Raw genomic sequence first — 17,761 nt, 5'->3', positions numbered from 1 at the left:
CCCGGGCGCCGTGGGGCCCCCGCGGTCGCCGCGGGGCCGCAGGGCCGCCACGCCCGCGGCGCGGACCGGCCTCGCCGGTACGTCGTCTCGGGGCGCAGGCGCTGCTGATGCTCGTCGCCCTCGCGGCGCTGTGCGCCGCGGCGGTGGCGGGTGCCGTCGTGGTCCGGGACGACACCGACCGGTTGCGCGCGACGGTCACCGAGCGGGCGGCGACGGCGGCCGGACTGCGCTTCGCCCTGGCCGATCTCGACGCCCAGCGCGCCAACTCCCTGGTCCCGGGCCACTCCGCCGACCGGCCCGCCGTCCTGCCGCCGGGCCGGTCGGCGGACGACTTCCAGGTCGGCAACCGCGTCCTGGCGCTGCTCACGGCACGACAGCGGCGGGCCGAGGTCAGCGATCTGCTGCGCCGGCTGGGCGCGGACACGGCCCGCGGCGAGCAGGTGCGGGCCCTGCTGGACGGCCTCGGCCGGTACGACGACCTCAGTGGCCGGTCCGCCGCCGTCGACGAGACGGCGCCGGACCGGCCCGCGGGCCGGCCGCCCACCGGTGCCGTCACCCTGTCCGTGGACGCGGGCGAGGTGATGCACCGGGAGCTGCTGCCCGGCGCGGACGCCCTGGCGTCCGGGTACGCGCGGCAGGCGGACGCCCTGGCGGACCGCGCCCACGACGCGGCCGTGGCCGCCGCGTGGGCCACCGCCGGAACCGGCGTCGCCGCCCTCGCCGTCCTCGGGTGGTGCCAGTGGCGGCTGGCCCGCCGGTACGGCCGGGTGGTCAACCCCGCCCTGTGCGCGGCGACCCTCGCCACCGCGGTGATCACCGCGCTGGGCACGCAGGCGTTCGTGTCGGCGGCGGACGGGGTGCGCGCGGCCGGGCGGGACGGGCTGCGCCCGTGGACCCGGCTGGCGGAGGCCCGGGCGGTCGCCGCCGAGGCGGCGGCCACCGAAGGCCGCTGGTTCGTCTACGACACCCGCCCCGGCTCCGCCGCCGGGAGCAGGTTCGACACCCTCACCGGACGCCTCGACGCCCTGCTCGCGCCCGAGCACTACTCCTTCGCCCCCGGACGGGCCGCGCACCGGGAGACGCTCGACCGGTACGCCCGGTTCCGCGACGACGACCGGCGGCTGCGGCTGCTCCACGCGACCGGGCGCACGGACGAGGCGACGGCGGTCCTCACCGAGCTCGGCCGCGGCAGGATCGCCTTCGACTTCTGGGACTTCGCGTCATCCCTCGACACCCTCGCCGACCGCCACCTCGGCGTGCTCACCGCCCGGACGGCCTCCGCACGCGACGGCCTGACCGGCTGGCCGGCCGTGCCGGCGGGGGTGCTGGGCGGCGCCGGGATCCTTGTCCTGGCCGGGCTGCGCCCCCGGTTCGCCGAGTACCGCTGAGCGGGACGGCGAGCCGCGGCGGATATTGCCCGGCCGGGTGTCCGACCCACGAAGTACCCTGCTTCGACAATGACTGACGACCAGATACCGCACACCTTCCAGGTCGACCTGCGCGGCCTGGTGGACCTGCTGTCCCACCACCTCTACTCCAGCCCGAAGGTCTATCTGCGCGAACTGCTGCAGAACGCCGTCGACGCCATCACCGCCCGCCGCGCGGAGGAGGCGGAGGCGCCCGCCACCGTGCGCCTCCACGCCGACGGCGGCCGGCTGCGCGTCGAGGACAGTGGCATCGGCCTGAGCGAGAGCGATGTCCACAATCTGCTGGCCACCATCGGCCGCAGCTCCAAGCGCGACGGACTGGAGTCGGCGCGCTCGGAATTCCTCGGCCAGTTCGGGATCGGGCTCCTCGCCTGTTTCGTCGTGGCGGAGGAGATCCGGGTCGTCAGCCGTTCCGCGCGGACGCCGGGGGCGTCGCCCGTGGAGTGGACGGCCCGCGACGACGGTTCGTACACCGTCCGCACCCTGCCCGGCGAGGCGCGTCCCGAGCCGGGCACCACCGTGTACCTGACCGCCCGTCCGGGCAGCGGGGACTGGCTCACCGAGGAGCGGGTGCTCGCGCTCGCCAAGGACTTCGGCTCGCTCCTCCCCTACGACGTGCGCGTGGGCGACACCCAGGTCACCGACCGGCCGGCCGTGTGGGAGCGCGCCCACCCGAGCCCGGCGGCCCGGCGCGTGGCGCTCGCCCGCCACTGCCACGAGCTGTTCGGGTTCTCGCCGCTGGACACCATCGACCTCGATGTGCCGGTGGCCGGGGTGCGCGGTGTGGCGTACGTCCTGCCGCAGGCCGTCAGCCCGGCCCAGCGCGGTGGGCACCGCGTGCACCTCAAGGGCATGCTGCTCACCGACCGGGCGGACGAACTCCTGCCCGACTGGGCGTTCTTCGTCCGCTGCGTCGTCGACACCGACAGCCTGCGGCCCACCGCCTCGCGCGAGAGCCTGTACGACGACGACCGGCTCGCCGCGGTCCGCGAGGCGCTCGGGAACCGGGTGCGCGACTGGCTCTCCGAGCTCGCGGCGGGCGATCAGGACCGGCTGCGGCAGTTCCTGTCCGTCCACCACGTCGGCGTCAAGTCCCTCGCCCGGCACGACGCGGACATGCTGCGGACGATGCTGCCGTGGCTGCCGTTCGAGACCAGCGACGGTCAGCTGTCCCTGGAGGAGTTCGCCCAGCGGCACCCGGTGGTCCACTTCACCCGCAGCGTCGAGGAGTTCCGTCAGGTGGCGCCGATCGCGGCGGCGCAGGGCATCGGCGTGGTCAACGGCGGCTACACCTTCGACGGCGAGCTCGTGGAGATGCTGCCGCGGGTGCGCCCGGGCACGTCCGTCGCCGAGCTCGACGCGGCGACCGTCACCGCGCACCTCGACCACGTCGAGCCCGCCGACGAGCTGGCGCTCGCCGACTTCCTGGCGGCCGCCCGGGCCCGTCTCGACGCGCTCGACTGCGATGTGGCGGTCCGGGCCTTCCTGCCCGTCACCGTGCCCGCGCTGCACCTGGACGACCGTGCCGCCCGGCACGAGCGGGCCCGCGCCGAGGAGGAGGAGAAGGCCGACGACCTGTGGTCGTCGATCCTGGGCTCGCTGCGGGACGAGACCCCGCGCGCCCGGCTGGTCCTCAACCATCTGAGCCCCCTCGTGCGGCGCATAGGCGCCATCGAGGACCGTGACCTGGCCGCCACCGCCGCCGAGGCCCTCTACGGCCAGGCCCTGCTGATGGCCCAGCGCCCGCTGCGGCCGGCGGACTCGGCCCTGCTCAACCGTGCCTTCCTCAATCTCCTGGAATGGGCGGCCCACCCCACCACCACGTCCGAGGAGGGCCGATGAGCCTGTCCGTCTCCGCCGTCCGGCAGGCGCTCCAGGAGAACATGAACGAGCCCGAGGGCCCGGGGCGGAACGCCGGCGCCGAGCGGCTCGTGGACGAGGCCGGGGCGTGCGGCGACGCCCGGCTGCTGATCGACGCCCTCTTCAACCTGCTGTCCGCCTACAACTTCAGCTCCGAGTCGCAGAAGATGTTCGTGCCCTTCGCCCGGGTGCTGCGGATGTGGGACGAACGGCCGGAGGACTTCGACGAGTACGCCGCGCACCGGCTGCACTGGATGTTCAAGTGGGTCTCCAGCGGCATGCTCGACCAGCCGGACATCCCGCTCGCCTCGGTGGAGAAGTGGCACGCGGAGATGGAGCACCGCTACCGGCTCGCGGGCCACGGCGAACGGGCCGTGCGGCAGGGCGAGTTCCGTATCGCCCGGGACACCGGTGACACCGCGCGGGCCGAACGGGCCTTCACCGCCTGGCTCGCCGCCGACCGGGACCGGATGAGCGACTGCCACGCCTGCGAGCTGCACACCCAGGGCTCCTGGCTGGACCGCCTCGGCCGCCCCGAGGAGGCGCTGAAGATCTGGGCGCCGGTCCTGGCGGGCGAGTACACATGCGCCCACGAGCCGCACGTGGTCCTGGCCGCCTCGCTGCTCCCCCTGGTCCGGCTGGGCCGTACCGACGAGGCGCGGGCGCACCACCTGCGCGGGTACCGCATGATCCGCGACATGGAGTCGATGCGCTCCACGGTCGGCGACCACATCGAGTTCTGCGCGCTGACGGGCAACGAGGCCCGCGCCCTGGAGATCCTCGCCGAGCACCCGGGCCACTTCGCCCCCTCCGGCGATCCGGACACCCTGCTCGAATTCCTCGGGCCGGTGGCGCTGCTCGCCCGGCGGCTGACGGAACTGGGGCTCGGCGGGCGGAGCGTGCCCGGTCCGGCCGGGCGGGAGTGGACGGCCGCGGAGCTCCACGCGTACGCCCGTGAGGAGGCGCTGGCCGTCGCGCACCGGTTCGACCGGCGCAACGGCAGCACCGTCACGAGCGCGCGTGCCCTCGAACGGATGGACGCCGAGCCGCTGACGGAGCGGCTGGCCCTGGGCGTGCGCGCCGAACGGCTCACGACGGCCCCCCGGCCCGCGCCGGCGCCGTCGGCCGAGGCACCGCCCGTCGGTGACTTCCAGGAACTGCTGGCCACGGCCCGCCGGCTCACGGAGGAACCGGCACCCGGCTCCACCGCGGCATGGGAGGCGGCCTCCCGTGCCGCCCGCGGTCATGAGGACGGGCTCGACGCGCTCACCCGCGCCGAACTCGCCGACCACGACGCGATGCGGCTGGTGGACGGTCCCGAGGAGGCCGCCGCCCGCTTCCGGGAGGCCGCCGGACTCTACGAGGAGGCGGGCTTCCCGGACCGCGCCGCCGGTGCGCGGGCACGCGGCGCGCTCGCCCTCTCGTTCGGCGGCCGCGCCGAGGAGGCGCGGGCCGCGGCCGACGCCGAGTGCGCCCTGCTGCGCGCGCTGTACGACGAGGGCCGGGCCGCGCCGCGGATCGTGGCCGCCGTCCTGCTGTACCGGTGCCGGGTCTTCCACCACCAGCTGTCGTCGGGGCCCGTGGAGGCGGAGTCCCTCGCCGCGCTGGAGGCCGCGCTGGACGAGGCCATCGCCTTCGCCGAGGAGCACCTGCCGGCGGGCCGGGTGATGTCCGGACGCCTCGCCGACGCCCTGCACCTGCGAGGCGAACTGGCCCTGGGAACGGGCGATCCGGCCCGCGCGGCCGAGCTGTTCGGCCGAGCGGTGGAGGTGACGGACGCGACGGACCTGGCCTGGTACGCGCCCGAGGCGCGGTCCGGGCTGGCGCGGGCCGCGATGGCGTGCGGTGATCCGGGCACGGCGGCCGAGGCGGCGCGGTCCGCCCTGGAGCACGGCGCCGACAGCCTGGAGGAGGCGCATGTCGCACAGCTCCACATGCTGCTGTCGGAGGCCCTGACCGCGACCGGCCGTCACGAGCCGGCGGCGGAGCACGCCCTGGAGGCGGCCCACTGGGCCGACCAGGCCGGTGAGGGCGACACGCTGGGGGCGTGGGCGCGCCTCACCCTCGGCGGGGCGCTGCACCGGCTCGGCCGTTCCGAGGAGGCCGCGGCCGTCCTGGAGACGGTCCTGCCGGACCTCGAACGCGTCCACGGCGAGGGGCAGGTCGTCCAGGCACGCTGGTGGCTGGGCGAGTGCCTGGTCGAGCTGCGCGACTTCCGGGAGGCGGCCGGGCAGTTCCTGCGGGCGGCCGCCGTCGCCCAGGGCTGGGAGGACCAGCAGGACCACGCCGTCCTCGCCAACATGGCCGCCGACTGCCTGGACCGGGCGGGCCGGGACGAGGAGGCGGCCAGGGCCTACGAGCGGGCCGAGGCGCTGTGGCGCGGTCTGGGCCGGCCGGAGGCGTACGTCCGTGTGCTGCGCGCCCGCGCCTGGCTCGCCGCGCGGCAGGAGGAGGACGACAGCCTGACCGCGGCCCGGGAGCTGATGGCCCTGGCCGAGCGCGAGGGCGCCGCCGCGCTGGAGGCGGCCGCCGACGACGAGCGGGAGCTGCTGCGCGGCGAACTCGCGGGAACGTACCGGCAGACGGGCGAGCTGATCGTCCGCTTCTGCGAGGGCGTGCCCGGTGACGAGGACGACGACGGCACGGCCCGGGCGGCGTACGAGGAGGGGCTGGCGCACGCCGTGCGGGCGATCGGCGTGCTCGCCGCCGGCGGTCCCGCGCTGCGGGACCAGCGGACCGCCGCCGAGCTGATGGCCGCGTGGCTGGAGGTCGACCTCGGGCGGGCCGCGGCGGCCGCGGCCCGGGCGGGCGCGGTGCTGGCGGAGTACGGCGAGGACGAGACGGAGGGCGCGGCCCCGGCCCGGCGGGCCGAGGCGGAGAACGTCGTCAAGTACGCGACGCAGCAGGGCGATTGATCCCTGACCGCGCGGGCGGGGTCTCCCCCGCCCGCGCGGGGTGTCAGGGGTCGATGCCCGTCACCGTCCCGTCGCGCACCTCCAGCGCGTCGCCCGTCTCGTGCTCGTGGAAGCGGAGGGAGCCGACGACGCCCGGTGCCGCCGTGTGGGGCGCGAGGCGGTCCAGCAGCGCCCGCAGGTCCTCCAGCATCTCGGCGTGGATCTCCTGGCGGGCGACGAGCGCCCACCCGTCGGGTATGGGGGCGACGACTCCGCTCAGCACGCCTCCGATGCGCAGGGCGGGGCCGGAGCCGTCCAGGAGGAGCTCCGTGTCGTCCTCCTCGGCAGGACCGGCGCCCAGATGGGTGCGGAGTTCGGCCAGGAGGGCGGCGGGGAGCGTGGTGCGGAGGTGCCAGTCCAGCCGGAGTTCGTAGAGATCGCTCATCCCCGGGAGCGTAGACGGCGGCCGGGCGGCGCGAGTCATCGTCCGTCGCGCGCTCACCCGGCGGTGTGACCCCGGGAGGTGCCGCTCCGGTGCACCGGCGCGTGTGCGAGGCTGGAGGCATTCCCGGTGGTCAACGTGGCCGTGCGCCCGGCCGCCGGGTGCGTACGGGGAAGGGACTGGGACATGGTGCAGCACAGAACCGTCGGCGACCTGATGACCCACTCGGTGGTCAGGGTGCAGCGCGGCACGCTGTTCACGGAGATCGTGCACGTGCTGCACGAGCACGACATCACGGCGGTTCCGGTGGTGGACGCGGACGACCGTCCGGTGGGGGTGGTCTCCGAGGCCGATCTGCTGGCGAAGGCGGCCCGCCGGGTGGATCCGTCCCTCCCCGCGGCGACGCGCGCCAAGCACGAGGCGACGACGGCCGAGGGGCTGATGACCAGTCCCGCGGTGTGCGCCCGGCCGGAGTGGAGCGTCGTCGAAGCGGCCAGGGCCATGGAGGAACGGCACGTCAAGCGGTTGCCCGTGGTGGACGCGGCGGGCCGGCTGGTGGGTCTGGTGAGCCGCAGCGACCTGCTGCGGGTCTTCCTGCGCGACGACCGTGCCATCCGGCAGGAGATCATCGAGGACGTCCTCGTACGGACCCTGCACGAGCCGCCGTCGGCGATCGGCGTCGAGGTGACCAACGGCCAGGTGCGGCTGAGCGGTTCGGTCCGGGACGAGGACGTGGTGCCGGTGCTGCTGCGGCTGTGCCGCAGCGTGGACGGCGTCGTGAGCGTCGACCACCACCTGGCCGCGGGGGCCGACAGCGGCGGCCGGGTCCGGGACTGAGCCACCGACGGGCCGCGCGGTCGGCGGTCGCGGCGATCCGCCACGACGACCAGGAGTTCGCCGGCATCCTGCGCGGGGCGCTGGACAGCGAGGAGGACCCCGGCGACGCACTCGCCGCCCGCACCCGGAACCTCGCCGGGATCCTCCGTGCCTCCGAGTGGGCCGGCGGCTGCCCGGTCACCGCCACCGCCCTGGGCACGGCGGGCCGCGCCCCCGACATCCAGCAGGCCGCGGCCGAGGCCTTCGCCCGCCGGCGCGAGCTCGTCCACGCCGGGCTCACCGCGGCGGGCATCGCCGAGGACGACGCGCGCGAGCTCGCGCACCCGGTGGTCAGCCCCCTGGAGGGCGCGGAACCGGCCGCCCGGGTGTCGCGCGGCGAGGAGCCGCTGCACACGGCGGGCCGGCGCCTGGCCCGGCTGATCAGCTGCTACCGGTGACCCGGGCGGGACCGGGCCGGTGGTCCCGGTAGGCTCGGCCCGCTGATCACCGCTCGCAGGAAGACGCACCGGCATGCACTCGTGGGCCCCCGGCAGGCACTCGTGGGACAGGGCACTGACGACGGCGGGCATCCGTGACCCGCGGCTGCGCGACGCCTACACCCGACAGCGCGCCGTGGTCGCCGGCTACCGCCGCCACGCCTACCTCGCGGTCCGGCTGCTGCTGCCCCCGGCGCTCGTCCCCCACGTCATCGCCGCCACCGCGTTCATGCACCACACCGACGGCCTCCTCGACCGGGGGCCCGACGTCGGGGAGGCCTGGCCCGCGTGGGAGGCGGAGGTACGGGCGGGGCTGGCCGGGACGGACAGCGGGCACCCGGTGCTCGGACCGCTGCTGCACTCCGTCGCCGCGCACCCCCAACTCCGCGGCCACGTGACGGACTTCCTCGCCGGGGCGCCCCTCGAACGCGACACCACCGGCTTCGCCACCGAGGCGGACTACCAGGAGTACGTCGACGCGTACGCGCTCCCGGCGTTCATGATGATCGCCGGGCTGCTGCTCGCGCCGGAGGCCGACGCGGACGCCTCCCGCGAGGTCTGCCGCAGGTACATCGACGGCAGCCAGCGCCTCGACTTCGTCAACGACCTGGCCGAGGACCTGAGGGACGGCCGCCTGGGGCTGCCCGAGGAGACGCTGGCGCGGTACGGCGTCACCCGGGCCGGACTGGAGCGGGGCCGGTGCGCCCCCGGCCTCCGGGCCCTGCTGCGCGACCAGCTCGGGCAGGCCCGGCGCGACCTGCTCGGGGCCCGGCGCCTGGTGGCGTTCGCCCCGCCCGGGCACCGCGCCTTCACCCGGGCCGTCATCGCCCTGGAGACCCTGACCGCCGGCGCGGCCCTGGCCGCGGGAACGGCGGTGCTGCGGCGTCCGGTCCGCCCGCCCCTGCCGGGCGCCCTGGCCGTGCTCGTCCGCGAGTACCGCCGGCGGGGACGGTGAACGGGCGCCCGCGAGCGTGCCGTTGCGGCATCAGTCCTTGGCGTCCGCGTAGCACTCGACGACGGCCACGGTGAACGGGAAGCGCGTCGGCGTCGCGCCGAACGCGATGCGCCCCGCCTCGTCCCCGGCCCACCGGATCACGTCCGCCACCGCGGCGGCCTCCTCCTCCGGGCAGTGCACGATCAGCTCGTCGTGCTGGAAGAAGACCAGTTCGGCGCGGAGGCCGGCGACGGCCTGCCGGACGAGGGCGAGCACGATCACGGCCCAGTCGGCCGCGCTGCCCTGGACGACGAAGTTCCGGGTGAACCGGCCCCGGGCCCGCGCAGCCGCCGTGCCGCCGGAGCCGGCCGGTTCGTCCTGGGGCAGGCCCGCCTCGTCGGGCACGGCGGTCGACGCGGGCGGGCACGTACGCCCGAGCCACGTCCGCACCAGCCGCCCGTCCTCGCCCGCGCGGGCCGCGTCGTCGACGTACGCCACCGCCCGGGGGAAGCGCCGGCGCAGGTCGGCCAGGTGCTTGAGGCCGTCCCCGGAGGTCTGTCCGTAGATGGCGCCCAGCATCGCCAGCTTGGCCCGGTCGCGGTCGCCCGAGAACGCCCGCTCGGCCAGGTCGGCGTAGAGGTCGCGGCCGGTGCCCGCGACCTCCATCAGCCCGGGGTCGCGGGCGACGGCGGCCAGCGCCCTGGGCTCGATCTGGTCGGCGTCGGCGACCACCAGCCGCCAGCCGGGGTCGGCGACCACGGCCCGGCGGATCACCTTGGGGATCTGCAGCGCGCCGCCCCCGTTGGTCGTCCACCGGCCGGTCACCGTGCCGCCCGGCAGGTACTCGGGGCGGAACCGGCCGTCGCGGACCCAGGTCTGGAGCCAGGACCAGCCGTGCGCCGTGTGCAGGCGGTACAGCTTCTTGTACTCCAGGAGCGGGGCGACGGCCGGGTGGTCGACGGCGCGCAGCTCCCAGGCACGGGTGGACGTCAGGGTGATGCCCTCGCGGGCGAACGCCCGGATGATGTCGGCGGGCAGGTCGGGCCGGACGCGGACGCCGTCGCCGAACGCCCGCGACACCTCGTCCGCCAGCTCGGCGAGCCGCCGGGTCTCGTGTCCGCCCGGGTACCGCTCCCCCAGCAGCCCGGTCAGCAGCTCCCGGTGGACATCGGCGCGCCAGGGCACCCCGGTCCTGGCCAGTTCGGCGGCCACCAGCGTGCCCGCCGACTCGGCGGCCGTCAGCAGCCGCATCCGCCCGGGGTGCTCCGTGTCCTCGACGCGCGCCTGCTGAGCCGCGTACACGTCGAGCAGGGCCTCCAGCGGGTCCGTCCCGGGCGGCAGCGGGACCGGGCCCGGCTCGAACAGCGACGGCTGGCCGTCCGGCGCGCGGACGGGCGGATCGTCGGGGACGGGCAGTCCCTTCAGCCGCGCCCACGCGGCGGCCAGCGACTTCGGCTGGCCGGACTGCCCCTCCTCGTGCCCCGTGATCAGCGCCTCGGCGGCCTCCACGTCGTAACAGCGCTCCACGCGCACCCCGGCGGCCGCCGCCCGCCCGTACACCTCCGCCGTCGACCGCCACACCCATCGCGTCGCCTCCGGCCGTGCCCGGACGGCGTCGGCCAGGCTCCGCTCCACGACGACCGGCCCGGCCGCCCGCCCGTCGGCGTCGACCGGGCGGAGCCGCACGCCCTCGTCCCCCGCGTCAGCCACTGCCCATCTCACGTCCGCAGTGTCGCACCGGGGTACGACAACGGCCCCGGACCGCCCGCCGCCGAGATGTGCCGGGGGCGGCCGGGTGGCACGCTGAAGCCATGGCCCGGCCCAACGAGGAGGTCGAGGCGCTGCTCCAGGAGTACGCCGACCTCGTCGCCATCACCGGCGGCGACGCCTTCAAGGCGCGCGCCTACGAGAAGGCCGCCCGTGCCGTCGGCGGCCATCCCGAGGACGTCGCCGCCATGGACGTGAAGGCCCTGCGCGAGATCCCGAACGTGGGGAGGTCCATCGCCGAGAAGGTCGTGGAGTTCCTGCGCACCGGGCAGGTCGCGGCCTTCGAGGAGACCCGTGCCTCCGTCCCGGCCGGCGTCCGGGAACTCCTCACCATTCCCACCCTCGGCCCGAAGAAGGCCCTGGCCCTCTACGAGGAGCTGCGCGTCTCCTCCGTGCCGGAGCTGCTCGACGCGGTCCGCGAGGAGCGGCTGCGCGACCTCAAAGGGTTCGGGGAGAAGACCGAACAGAACATCCTGCACGGCATCGAACTCATGCAGAAGGCGGGCGGGCGGATCCTGCTCTCCGCGGCCATGGAGGCCGCCGAGCTGATCGTCGCGGAGTTGTCGCGGATCCCCGGCTGCGCGGGATGCGCCTACGCGGGGTCGCTGCGCCGTATGCGGGAGACCATCGGCGACATCGACATCCTGGTCGCCGCCGATCACCCGGAACCGTTCATGGAGGCGATCCGTGCCCTCCCGCAGACGGCGGAGGTCATCGCCCGCGGGCCGAAGAAGACCTCGATCCGCACGAACACCGGGCTGCAGGTCGATCTCCGCGTCCTGCCGCCCGACGCGTGGGGCGCGGGGCTGCTGTATTTCACCGGCTCCAAGGCGCACAACATCCGCGTCCGGGAGATCGCCGTGCGCCGCGGGCTGAAGCTCTCCGAGTACGGCCTCTTCCGTACCGAGAGCGGCCGGAAGGTCACCTCGCGGACCGAGGAGGAGATCTACGCCCGCCTGGGCCTGCCCTGGATCCCGCCCACTCTCCGCGAGGACCGCGGCGAGATCGCCGCAGGGCTGCGCGGGGACCTCCCGGACCCGGTCACCGACGACGACATCCGCGGCGACCTGCACACCCACACCGATCTCACGGACGGCCTCGCCCCGCTCGACGACATGGTCGCCGCGGCCGCAGCGCGCGGGTACGCGTACTACGCCGTCACCGACCACGCCCCGGACCTGTACATGCAGCGCATGACGGACGAGAAGGTGCTCGCCCAGCGCGAGCGGGTGCGCGCCCTGGACGGCAGGCACCGCGGGATGCGGCTGCTGCACGGCACCGAGCTCAACATCGGCCCGGAGGGCGGCGTGGACTGGCCCGACGACTTCCTCGCGGGGTTCGATCTGTGCGTGGCGTCCGTGCACTCGCACTTCCACCAGTCCCGGGAGGAACTGACGCGCAGGCTCGTCCGGGCCTGCGAGAACCCGTACGTGTCGGTCATCGGCCACCCCACGGCCCGCCGGATCGGCAGGCGGCCCGGCATCGACGCCGATTTCGACGAGGTCTTCGCCGCCTGCGCCCGCACCGGCACCGCGCTGGAGATCAACTCCCATCCGGAGCGGCTGGACCTGTGCGACGAGGACATCCTGCGCGCCAGGCGCCACGGCGTGAAGTTCGCCGTCAGCACCGACGCCCACGCGGTCACGCACCTGCCCTACATGCGCTTCGGCGTGGGCACGGCGCAGCGCGGCTGGCTGACGAAGGACGACGTCATCAACACCTGGCCGCTCCAGCGGCTCAAGCGCTTCCTGAAGGAGGGCCGGCCCCGCTGACCCGGACGGACCGCGGGGTGACCGGGACCGGTCGCCCCGCGGGTTCCCTCGTCAGTCCTCGGCGATCGGGCTCACGAACTCCAGGGTCCACGTCTCCTGGAACTCCGGTGCGGGCGGCACGACGGTGAGCTGCGCGCCGCGGTGTCCGGAGCGCAGGGCGAGCCCCTTGTCCGAGATGATCTTGACTCCGCCGATGACCCGTTCGAACGTGAACTTCGTCAGCTCGCCGCGCGGAACGCTGTTGACGTACAGCTTGTCCTCGGCGATCACGAGCCCCGCCTGCTCGTGGTGGGCGAGGCGGACCACGTACGGCGCCCCCGGGACGGGCTCGGCGGGCTCGATGATCCAGTCCTGCTCGATCGGGAGCGGGTTCATCCGGTCGGTGATGACCGGGGCGCCGTGCTTGACGGCGTACTCGGTGGCCGTCACCAGGGCGGACGGGCCGATGATGTGGGCGTGGATCTTGTAGATGCCGGGCTTGACCGGGATCGGAGGCATGCGGGGACTCCCTCTCTCACAGTGCGCTTCCACCGCCGGCGGGTGGCCGGTGGCGCAGGTCCCACCCTCACGGCAGGTCCGCCCGGCGCAAAGGGCGCGAAGCCGCCAAGTCCACGACGGCGCGGACTGCTCGATCACAGGTGCGAACGGGGTGCCGTCCGGCGTCGGGAACCGCTCCGGCCCGGCCCCGGCGGGACGCCGCGGCGGCGAGTCCGGTGGACGTCCTAGACTGGTTGGATCACCCCGCGCCGCGCCGACCGGACCGGCCGGGAACCCGCCCCGCCCGGTCGGAGCCCCCGGCTCCGCCGAGCCCCGACCGGAGGTATTCCGCGCACCGTGCCCGACATACGCGACGTCCCCGACACCGACTCCCTCGGCCTCCGGGCCGACTGCGGCAGCTGTTTCGCGCTGTGCTGCGTGGCCCTGCCCTTCGCGGTGTCGGCCGACTTCGCGATCAGCAAGGACGCGGGGAAGCCCTGCCCCAACCTGCGGGAGGACTTTGCCTGCGGCACGCACACCACGCTCCGGAAGAAGGGCTTCTCCGGCTGCACGGTGTACGACTGCTTCGGCGCGGGGCAGAAGGTCTCCCAGGTCACGTTCGGCGGCCGGAGCTGGCGGGAGGAGCCGGGGACGGCCCGCGCGATGTTCGACGTGTTCCCCGTGGTGCGGCAGCTCCATGAGCTGCTGTGGTACCTGGCGGAGGCGCTGAGGCTGCCGCAGGCCCTGCCGGTCCACCGGGACGTCCGGCGGGTCCTCGGGAAGATCGAGAAGCTCACGGAGTCCACCCCAGAGACCCTCCTCGGTCTGGACGTGCCCGCCCTCCGGCAGGAGGTGAACGTCCTGCTGCTGCGCACCAGCGAGCTGGTCCGGGGCCCCGGCGGCGGCAAGAAGAAGAACCGCAGGGGCGCCGACCTCATGGGGGCCGACCTCCGGGGCGCGGACCTCCGGGGCGCCAACCTCCGCGGGGCGTACCTGATCGCCGCGAACCTGTCGGGGGCGGATCTGCGCACGGCCGATCTGATCGGCGCCGATCTGCGCGACGCGAACCTCGCGGGAGCGGACCTGACCGGCGCGATCTTCCTCACCCAGCTCCAGGTGAACGCGGCCAGGGGCGACGCCCGTACGGAGCTGCCGGAGGCGCTCACCCGCCCGGGGCACTGGAGCCGGTAGGCATACGCCCCCGGGAGCCGGGGCCACGGCGTGCGGAGGGGAGCCTTCCGGCGGGAGTTCGCCGTCTTTCGCCCCCGTGCTCCCCACTTGCCGGGGATTGTGCCGCACCGGTCGGGGCACGGGGAACTCGGCGGGCCGGAACGTGTGGTTCACCCTGTGCGCGGACGGCCGCCGTCCGGGCCGTCGCCCGCACGCCGGGCCGCCTCGACCACGTCGGTACGAACCCTCGGAGCGATCGTGAACGCGCGCTGCACCTACGGTGTCGCCCCGGGGGCGTTGCCGGTCTTCGGCCACGCCCTGCCCCTGCTGCGGGACCCCCTCGCCTTCCTGAGCACCCTGCCCGGCCGCGGCGATCTGGTCCGGATCCGCGTGGGCCCGGTCCGGGCGGTGGTGGTCTGCGACCCCGGGCTGACCCGTGAGGTCCTGCGGGACGACCGGACCTTCGACAAGGGCGGTCCTCTCTACGACCGGATCCGGGAGTTCACCGGCAACGGCCTGGCCAGCTGTCCCCACCGTGACCACCGGCGCCAACGGCGCCTGCTGCAACCGGCGTTCCACTCCGCCCGGATGCCGGAGTACGCCGAGGTGATGACCCGTCAGGTCACCGCGCTGACCGGCGCGTGGCGCGACGGCGGGACCGTGGACGCCGCCGACGAGATGCTCACGCTCAGCGCGCGCATCACCGTCGCGGCGATGTTCGGCTCGGAAGCGGACGACGCCGGACTCGCCCGGGTGATGGACGACTTCACGACCGTCGTGGCGGGCATCCCCCGGCGCGCGCTCATGCCGGCGCCGGCCGACCGGCTGCCGACCCCCGGGAACCGCCGCTACGACCGGGCCCGCGCCCGACTGCGGGCGGCGATCGGCCTGCTGATCACCCGTCAGCGCTCCGGTGACCCCGGCACCGGCGACCTGCTGTCCATGCTGCTGGCCGCGGGCCGGGACGGGCCGGACGGCCGGGGCCTGTCCGACACCGAGATCGCCGACCAGCTGGTCACCTTCTTCGCCGCCGGGACGGAGACCAGCGGCAGCGCCCTGGCCTGGGCCCTGTACCTGCTGGGCGGCCACCCGGAGGTGGCGCGCCGACTGCGCGCCGAGGTGGACGGGGTGCTCGACGGCGCTCCCGCCGCGACGTTCGGGCATCTGCCCGGTCTGCGCCTGACCGCGGCGGTGATCAGCGAGGCCCTGCGGCTGTATCCGCCCGCCTGGGTGCTCACCCGCACCACCACCGATGACACCCGTCTCGGCGGCCACACCATCCCCGCCGGAACGGCCGTGGTCTACAGCGCGTACCTCCTCCACCGGCGGCCGGAACTGTTCCCCGACCCCGAGCGCTTCGTCCCGGACCGCTGGATCGCCGCGCCGGGCGCGCCCCAGCCCCCGCGCACGGCGTTCCTGCCGTTCGGCAGCGGTCCCCGCAAGTGCATCGGGGACGTCTTCGCCCTCACCGAGGCGGCCCTCGCACTGGCGACCGTCGTCGCCGGCTGGGACCTGCGCCCCGCGAACGGCCGCCGGGTCCGTCCCGCGCCCCGCCTCGTCCTGAGCCCGCACCGGCTGCCGATGGTGACAGTGGCGCGGGCCGGGGGCGGGTAGGGCGGCCGGGCACTCGGGCCCGGCCGGACAGGGCGTGCGGACAGGACGTGCGGACGGGTCCCCGGCTCAGGCCGTGGCGGCGCCGGCGGGCGTCACCTGGAGGAAGCCGCCCACGCACATGCGCTTGACGAGCCGGATCTGGGCCGGGGAGAGGCGGCCGGCGACCTCGCCGTACTTGAGGGGGCCGCCGCTCAGCAGCTCCCACAGCTCGTCCACACCGTCCCTGCGGGCATCGGCGTCGATGGTCGGGCCGTGCGGGTCGTCCGTGGAGTAGATCCTCCGGCAGGGCACCGTGTCGCGCAGCGGGGACGGCGCCGAGGCGTGGTTGGTCAGGGGGTTGCGCCAGTAGTCCGTCAGGCCCTCCAGGACGGGCGGCGGGAGCTGGACGTTCGCGGGCGGGTTGGTGGCCTTGAAGCCCGGTACGAGCAGGGTGACGCTGTCGCGGATGGCGGTGGTGGGGGCCAGCGCGACGACCGCGTCGGCGGTGAGGCCGGCCGGTTCGGCCAGGGCGGTGGCGGACAGGTACGGCCCGGCCGCGTCCAGGTCCTCCAGCTTGCGGCTGTTGTGCGTCATGACCTCCAGCAGCGCGGGCTGGAACGCCGTGTTGAGCAGGGCGTCGAACGTCTGCTCGCGGATGCCGAGGTCGGCTCCGGTGCCGCGGGTGTTCCAGTAGACGCTGCCGGGGTTGTTCTTCGCGATGGCGTGGTACCACTGGTCGATCATCAGGGCAAACGTTTCAGCGGTGCCGTGCCACTTGTCGTTGTAGTCCCGCCACAGCTGGCGCCGGTCGGCCTCGTCGAGACTGCCGTCGACCGTCTTCAGCAGCAGCAGCGCGGCGGCCGACGCCTGGGTGAGGGCGACCGCCACCCCGGAGGAGAAGAGCGGGTCGACGAAGAAGGCGGCGTCGCCCACCAGCAGGTGCCGCTCGTCGAAGTCCCCGAACTCCTCTGCGACACGGGAGTAGTTGGTGGCCGTGAGCATGGTGTCGGCGACGGGCACGACGTCGGTGATCAGGTCCTTGAGGTACGGGACCTCGCGCACGGCGGCGAGGAACGTCCGCTGGTCGGTGTAGTCGCGGCCGGGCTCCTTGAGGACGGCCGGGTTGGTGACGATGCCCACGGAGTGGGTGAGGACGCGCCGGCCGTCGATGACCTTGGGCACGGGGATGTACCAGCACCAGCCGTCGCGGAACGCGAAGCAGCCGATGGGCGAGAAGTTGTCCGCGGTGAAGACGTTCCAGTCGGCGGGGAGGTTCTGGGTCTGGCCGCCGCCGGTGAAGTGCTGCCAGATGGCGATGTTCTTGAAGTGGGAGAGCCAGCCGCGTTTGTTGCGGGCGGCGGAGACGCTGCTCTGCCGCCCGGAGGCGTCGACGAAGTACCCCGCGCGTACCGCGGTCCCGTCGGCGAGACGGACGAGGCCGCCGTGGGGGCCGGGCTCGTACGCGGTGACGGCGATGCCCTGGAAGACCTCCACGCCGACGTCGGCGGCATGGTCCAGCAGGATGTGGTCGAACTCGGCCCGGTTGACGTGCATCGTCCAGCGCTGCACGCCGTCCCGCTCGAACAGCACCCGGTCGAAGAGCGCGACGCTGGGCCGCCCGGGGTCCCAGGCGTAGACGCCGCCGAACTTCTTCACCCAGCACGGGCTGGCGAGCACCTTGGCGAGCGCGCCGCTCTCCTGGAGCGCCGGGACGACGGGATGGGCGAAGGACTCGCCGATGTGCTCACGGGGGAAGACCTCCTTGTCGAAGATCGCCACCCGCAGGTCGCTGCGCTGGGCGAGCAGGGCACCGAGGGTGGAGCCGGCCGGGCCACCACCCATGATCACGACGTCGTAGAACTCCCGCACGGTGTCTGACCTTTCGTTCGCTGATGACGGTGAATGCCGCACGTCCGAGGCGCCGGACGGCGCTGGGCGGCCGTCCGGAGGCGCGTGGCGGCGGGAGTCGTGGACACCGTCGACGACTCCGGCCTGCGCCCGTGGCGCCTCCCGGCCGGCGGACGTCCGGACGGGCGGGGCGGGGCGAGGGCCCGCCCGGTCCGCCGGGACGTGCGTGGACCGCTACGAGGTCGGTGAGATAAGAGTGGCGGA

The 17,761-nt window shown here is 74.9% G+C and carries 13 protein-coding genes; 9 read left to right on the top strand and 4 right to left on the bottom strand.

Going from position 1 to position 17,761, the window contains the following annotated elements; translation table 11 throughout:
• The first annotated feature begins 107 nt into the window (after positions 1-107).
• The 3 genes from HN013_RS22750 (at position 108) to HN013_RS22740 (ending at position 6,202) form a co-directional block, all read left to right on the top strand.
• Positions 108-1,388: a hypothetical protein gene (locus tag HN013_RS22750; protein ID WP_171169130.1), complete on the top strand. Its 1,281-nt coding sequence runs from the start codon at positions 108-110 to the stop codon at positions 1,386-1,388.
• 69 nt (positions 1,389-1,457) lie between these two features.
• Complete coding sequence (locus tag HN013_RS22745) at positions 1,458-3,269, top strand: HSP90 family protein (protein ID WP_171169128.1); 1,812 nt, start codon at positions 1,458-1,460, stop codon at positions 3,267-3,269.
• The gene (locus HN013_RS22740) at positions 3,266-6,202 is read left to right on the top strand and encodes a tetratricopeptide repeat protein (RefSeq protein WP_171169126.1); all 2,937 of its coding nucleotides are present in this window, start codon (positions 3,266-3,268) and stop codon (positions 6,200-6,202) included. Before HN013_RS22745 ends, HN013_RS22740 begins: the two co-directional genes overlap by 4 nt.
• Positions 6,203-6,245: 43 nt before the next feature.
• Here HN013_RS22740 and HN013_RS22735 read toward each other — a convergent pair whose 3' ends face one another.
• On the bottom strand, positions 6,246-6,626 hold the full coding sequence (locus tag HN013_RS22735; protein WP_171169124.1) for a hypothetical protein: 381 nt from the start codon (positions 6,624-6,626) through the stop codon (positions 6,246-6,248).
• Positions 6,627-6,812: 186 nt separating this feature from the next.
• Here HN013_RS22735 and HN013_RS22730 point away from each other — a divergent pair, with 186 nt between their 5' ends.
• The 3 genes from HN013_RS22730 (at position 6,813) to HN013_RS22720 (ending at position 8,891) form a co-directional block, all read left to right on the top strand.
• On the top strand, positions 6,813-7,460 hold the full coding sequence (locus HN013_RS22730) for a CBS domain-containing protein (protein WP_171169153.1): 648 nt from the start codon (positions 6,813-6,815) through the stop codon (positions 7,458-7,460).
• Complete coding sequence (locus tag HN013_RS22725; protein ID WP_212764681.1) at positions 7,379-7,897, top strand: TetR family transcriptional regulator C-terminal domain-containing protein; 519 nt, start codon at positions 7,379-7,381, stop codon at positions 7,895-7,897. The genes HN013_RS22730 and HN013_RS22725 overlap by 82 nt, the downstream gene beginning before the upstream one ends.
• A gap of 73 nt (positions 7,898-7,970) precedes the next feature.
• Positions 7,971-8,891 (top strand): squalene/phytoene synthase family protein, encoded by a 921-nt coding sequence (locus HN013_RS22720; protein WP_171169122.1) that lies wholly within the window; start codon positions 7,971-7,973, stop codon positions 8,889-8,891.
• A 30-nt stretch (positions 8,892-8,921) separates the two neighbouring features.
• Here the strand turns inward: HN013_RS22720 and HN013_RS22715 are convergent, their stop codons facing one another.
• Entirely contained in the window at positions 8,922-10,592 is a 1,671-nt protein-coding gene (locus HN013_RS22715) for a bifunctional 3'-5' exonuclease/DNA polymerase (protein WP_171169120.1), read from the bottom strand.
• 89 nt (positions 10,593-10,681) lie between these two features.
• Between HN013_RS22715 and polX the strand changes: the two genes are divergently transcribed.
• The gene (gene polX, locus HN013_RS22710; RefSeq protein WP_171169118.1) at positions 10,682-12,409 is read left to right on the top strand and encodes a DNA polymerase/3'-5' exonuclease PolX; all 1,728 of its coding nucleotides are present in this window, start codon (positions 10,682-10,684) and stop codon (positions 12,407-12,409) included.
• Positions 12,410-12,460: 51 nt separating this feature from the next.
• Here the strand turns inward: polX and HN013_RS22705 are convergent, their stop codons facing one another.
• The gene (locus HN013_RS22705) at positions 12,461-12,907 is read right to left on the bottom strand and encodes a hypothetical protein (protein WP_171169116.1); all 447 of its coding nucleotides are present in this window, start codon (positions 12,905-12,907) and stop codon (positions 12,461-12,463) included.
• Positions 12,908-13,243: 336 nt separating this feature from the next.
• Between HN013_RS22705 and HN013_RS22700 the strand changes: the two genes are divergently transcribed.
• Positions 13,244-14,077, top strand: a complete 834-nt coding sequence (locus tag HN013_RS22700; protein ID WP_171169113.1) for a pentapeptide repeat-containing protein — start codon at positions 13,244-13,246, stop codon at positions 14,075-14,077.
• A gap of 237 nt (positions 14,078-14,314) precedes the next feature.
• Positions 14,315-15,670 carry a cytochrome P450 gene (locus HN013_RS22695; RefSeq protein WP_312018688.1) on the top strand — a complete coding sequence of 452 codons (1,356 nt, stop codon included), beginning with the start codon at positions 14,315-14,317 and terminating at the stop codon, positions 15,668-15,670.
• Between the two features lie 66 nt (positions 15,671-15,736).
• Here the strand turns inward: HN013_RS22695 and HN013_RS22690 are convergent, their stop codons facing one another.
• The gene (locus tag HN013_RS22690; protein WP_312018687.1) at positions 15,737-17,518 is read right to left on the bottom strand and encodes a tryptophan 7-halogenase; all 1,782 of its coding nucleotides are present in this window, start codon (positions 17,516-17,518) and stop codon (positions 15,737-15,739) included.
• Between the last annotated feature and the right edge of the window lie 243 nt (positions 17,519-17,761).

Source organism: Streptomyces sp. I05A-00742 (genome assembly GCF_013055795.1).
Taxonomy (GTDB): Bacteria; Actinomycetota; Actinomycetes; order Streptomycetales; family Streptomycetaceae; genus Streptomyces.
Note: the sequence above shows the minus strand (reverse complement) of the source record. Positions and strands in the feature narration are given on the sequence as shown.

Coding starts and splice junctions, on each gene's coding strand:
- HN013_RS22735 (WP_171169124.1), bottom strand. CDS start 6,626: ATGAGCGATCTCTACGAACTCCGGCTGGACTGGCACCTCCGCACCACG.
- HN013_RS22705 (WP_171169116.1), bottom strand. CDS start 12,907: ATGCCTCCGATCCCGGTCAAGCCCGGCATCTACAAGATCCACGCCCAC.
- HN013_RS22745 (WP_171169128.1), top strand. CDS start 1,458: ATGACTGACGACCAGATACCGCACACCTTCCAGGTCGACCTGCGCGGC.
- HN013_RS22720 (WP_171169122.1), top strand. CDS start 7,971: ATGCACTCGTGGGCCCCCGGCAGGCACTCGTGGGACAGGGCACTGACG.
- HN013_RS22740 (WP_171169126.1), top strand. CDS start 3,266: ATGAGCCTGTCCGTCTCCGCCGTCCGGCAGGCGCTCCAGGAGAACATG.
- polX (WP_171169118.1), top strand. CDS start 10,682: ATGGCCCGGCCCAACGAGGAGGTCGAGGCGCTGCTCCAGGAGTACGCC.
- HN013_RS22750 (WP_171169130.1), top strand. CDS start 108: ATGCTCGTCGCCCTCGCGGCGCTGTGCGCCGCGGCGGTGGCGGGTGCC.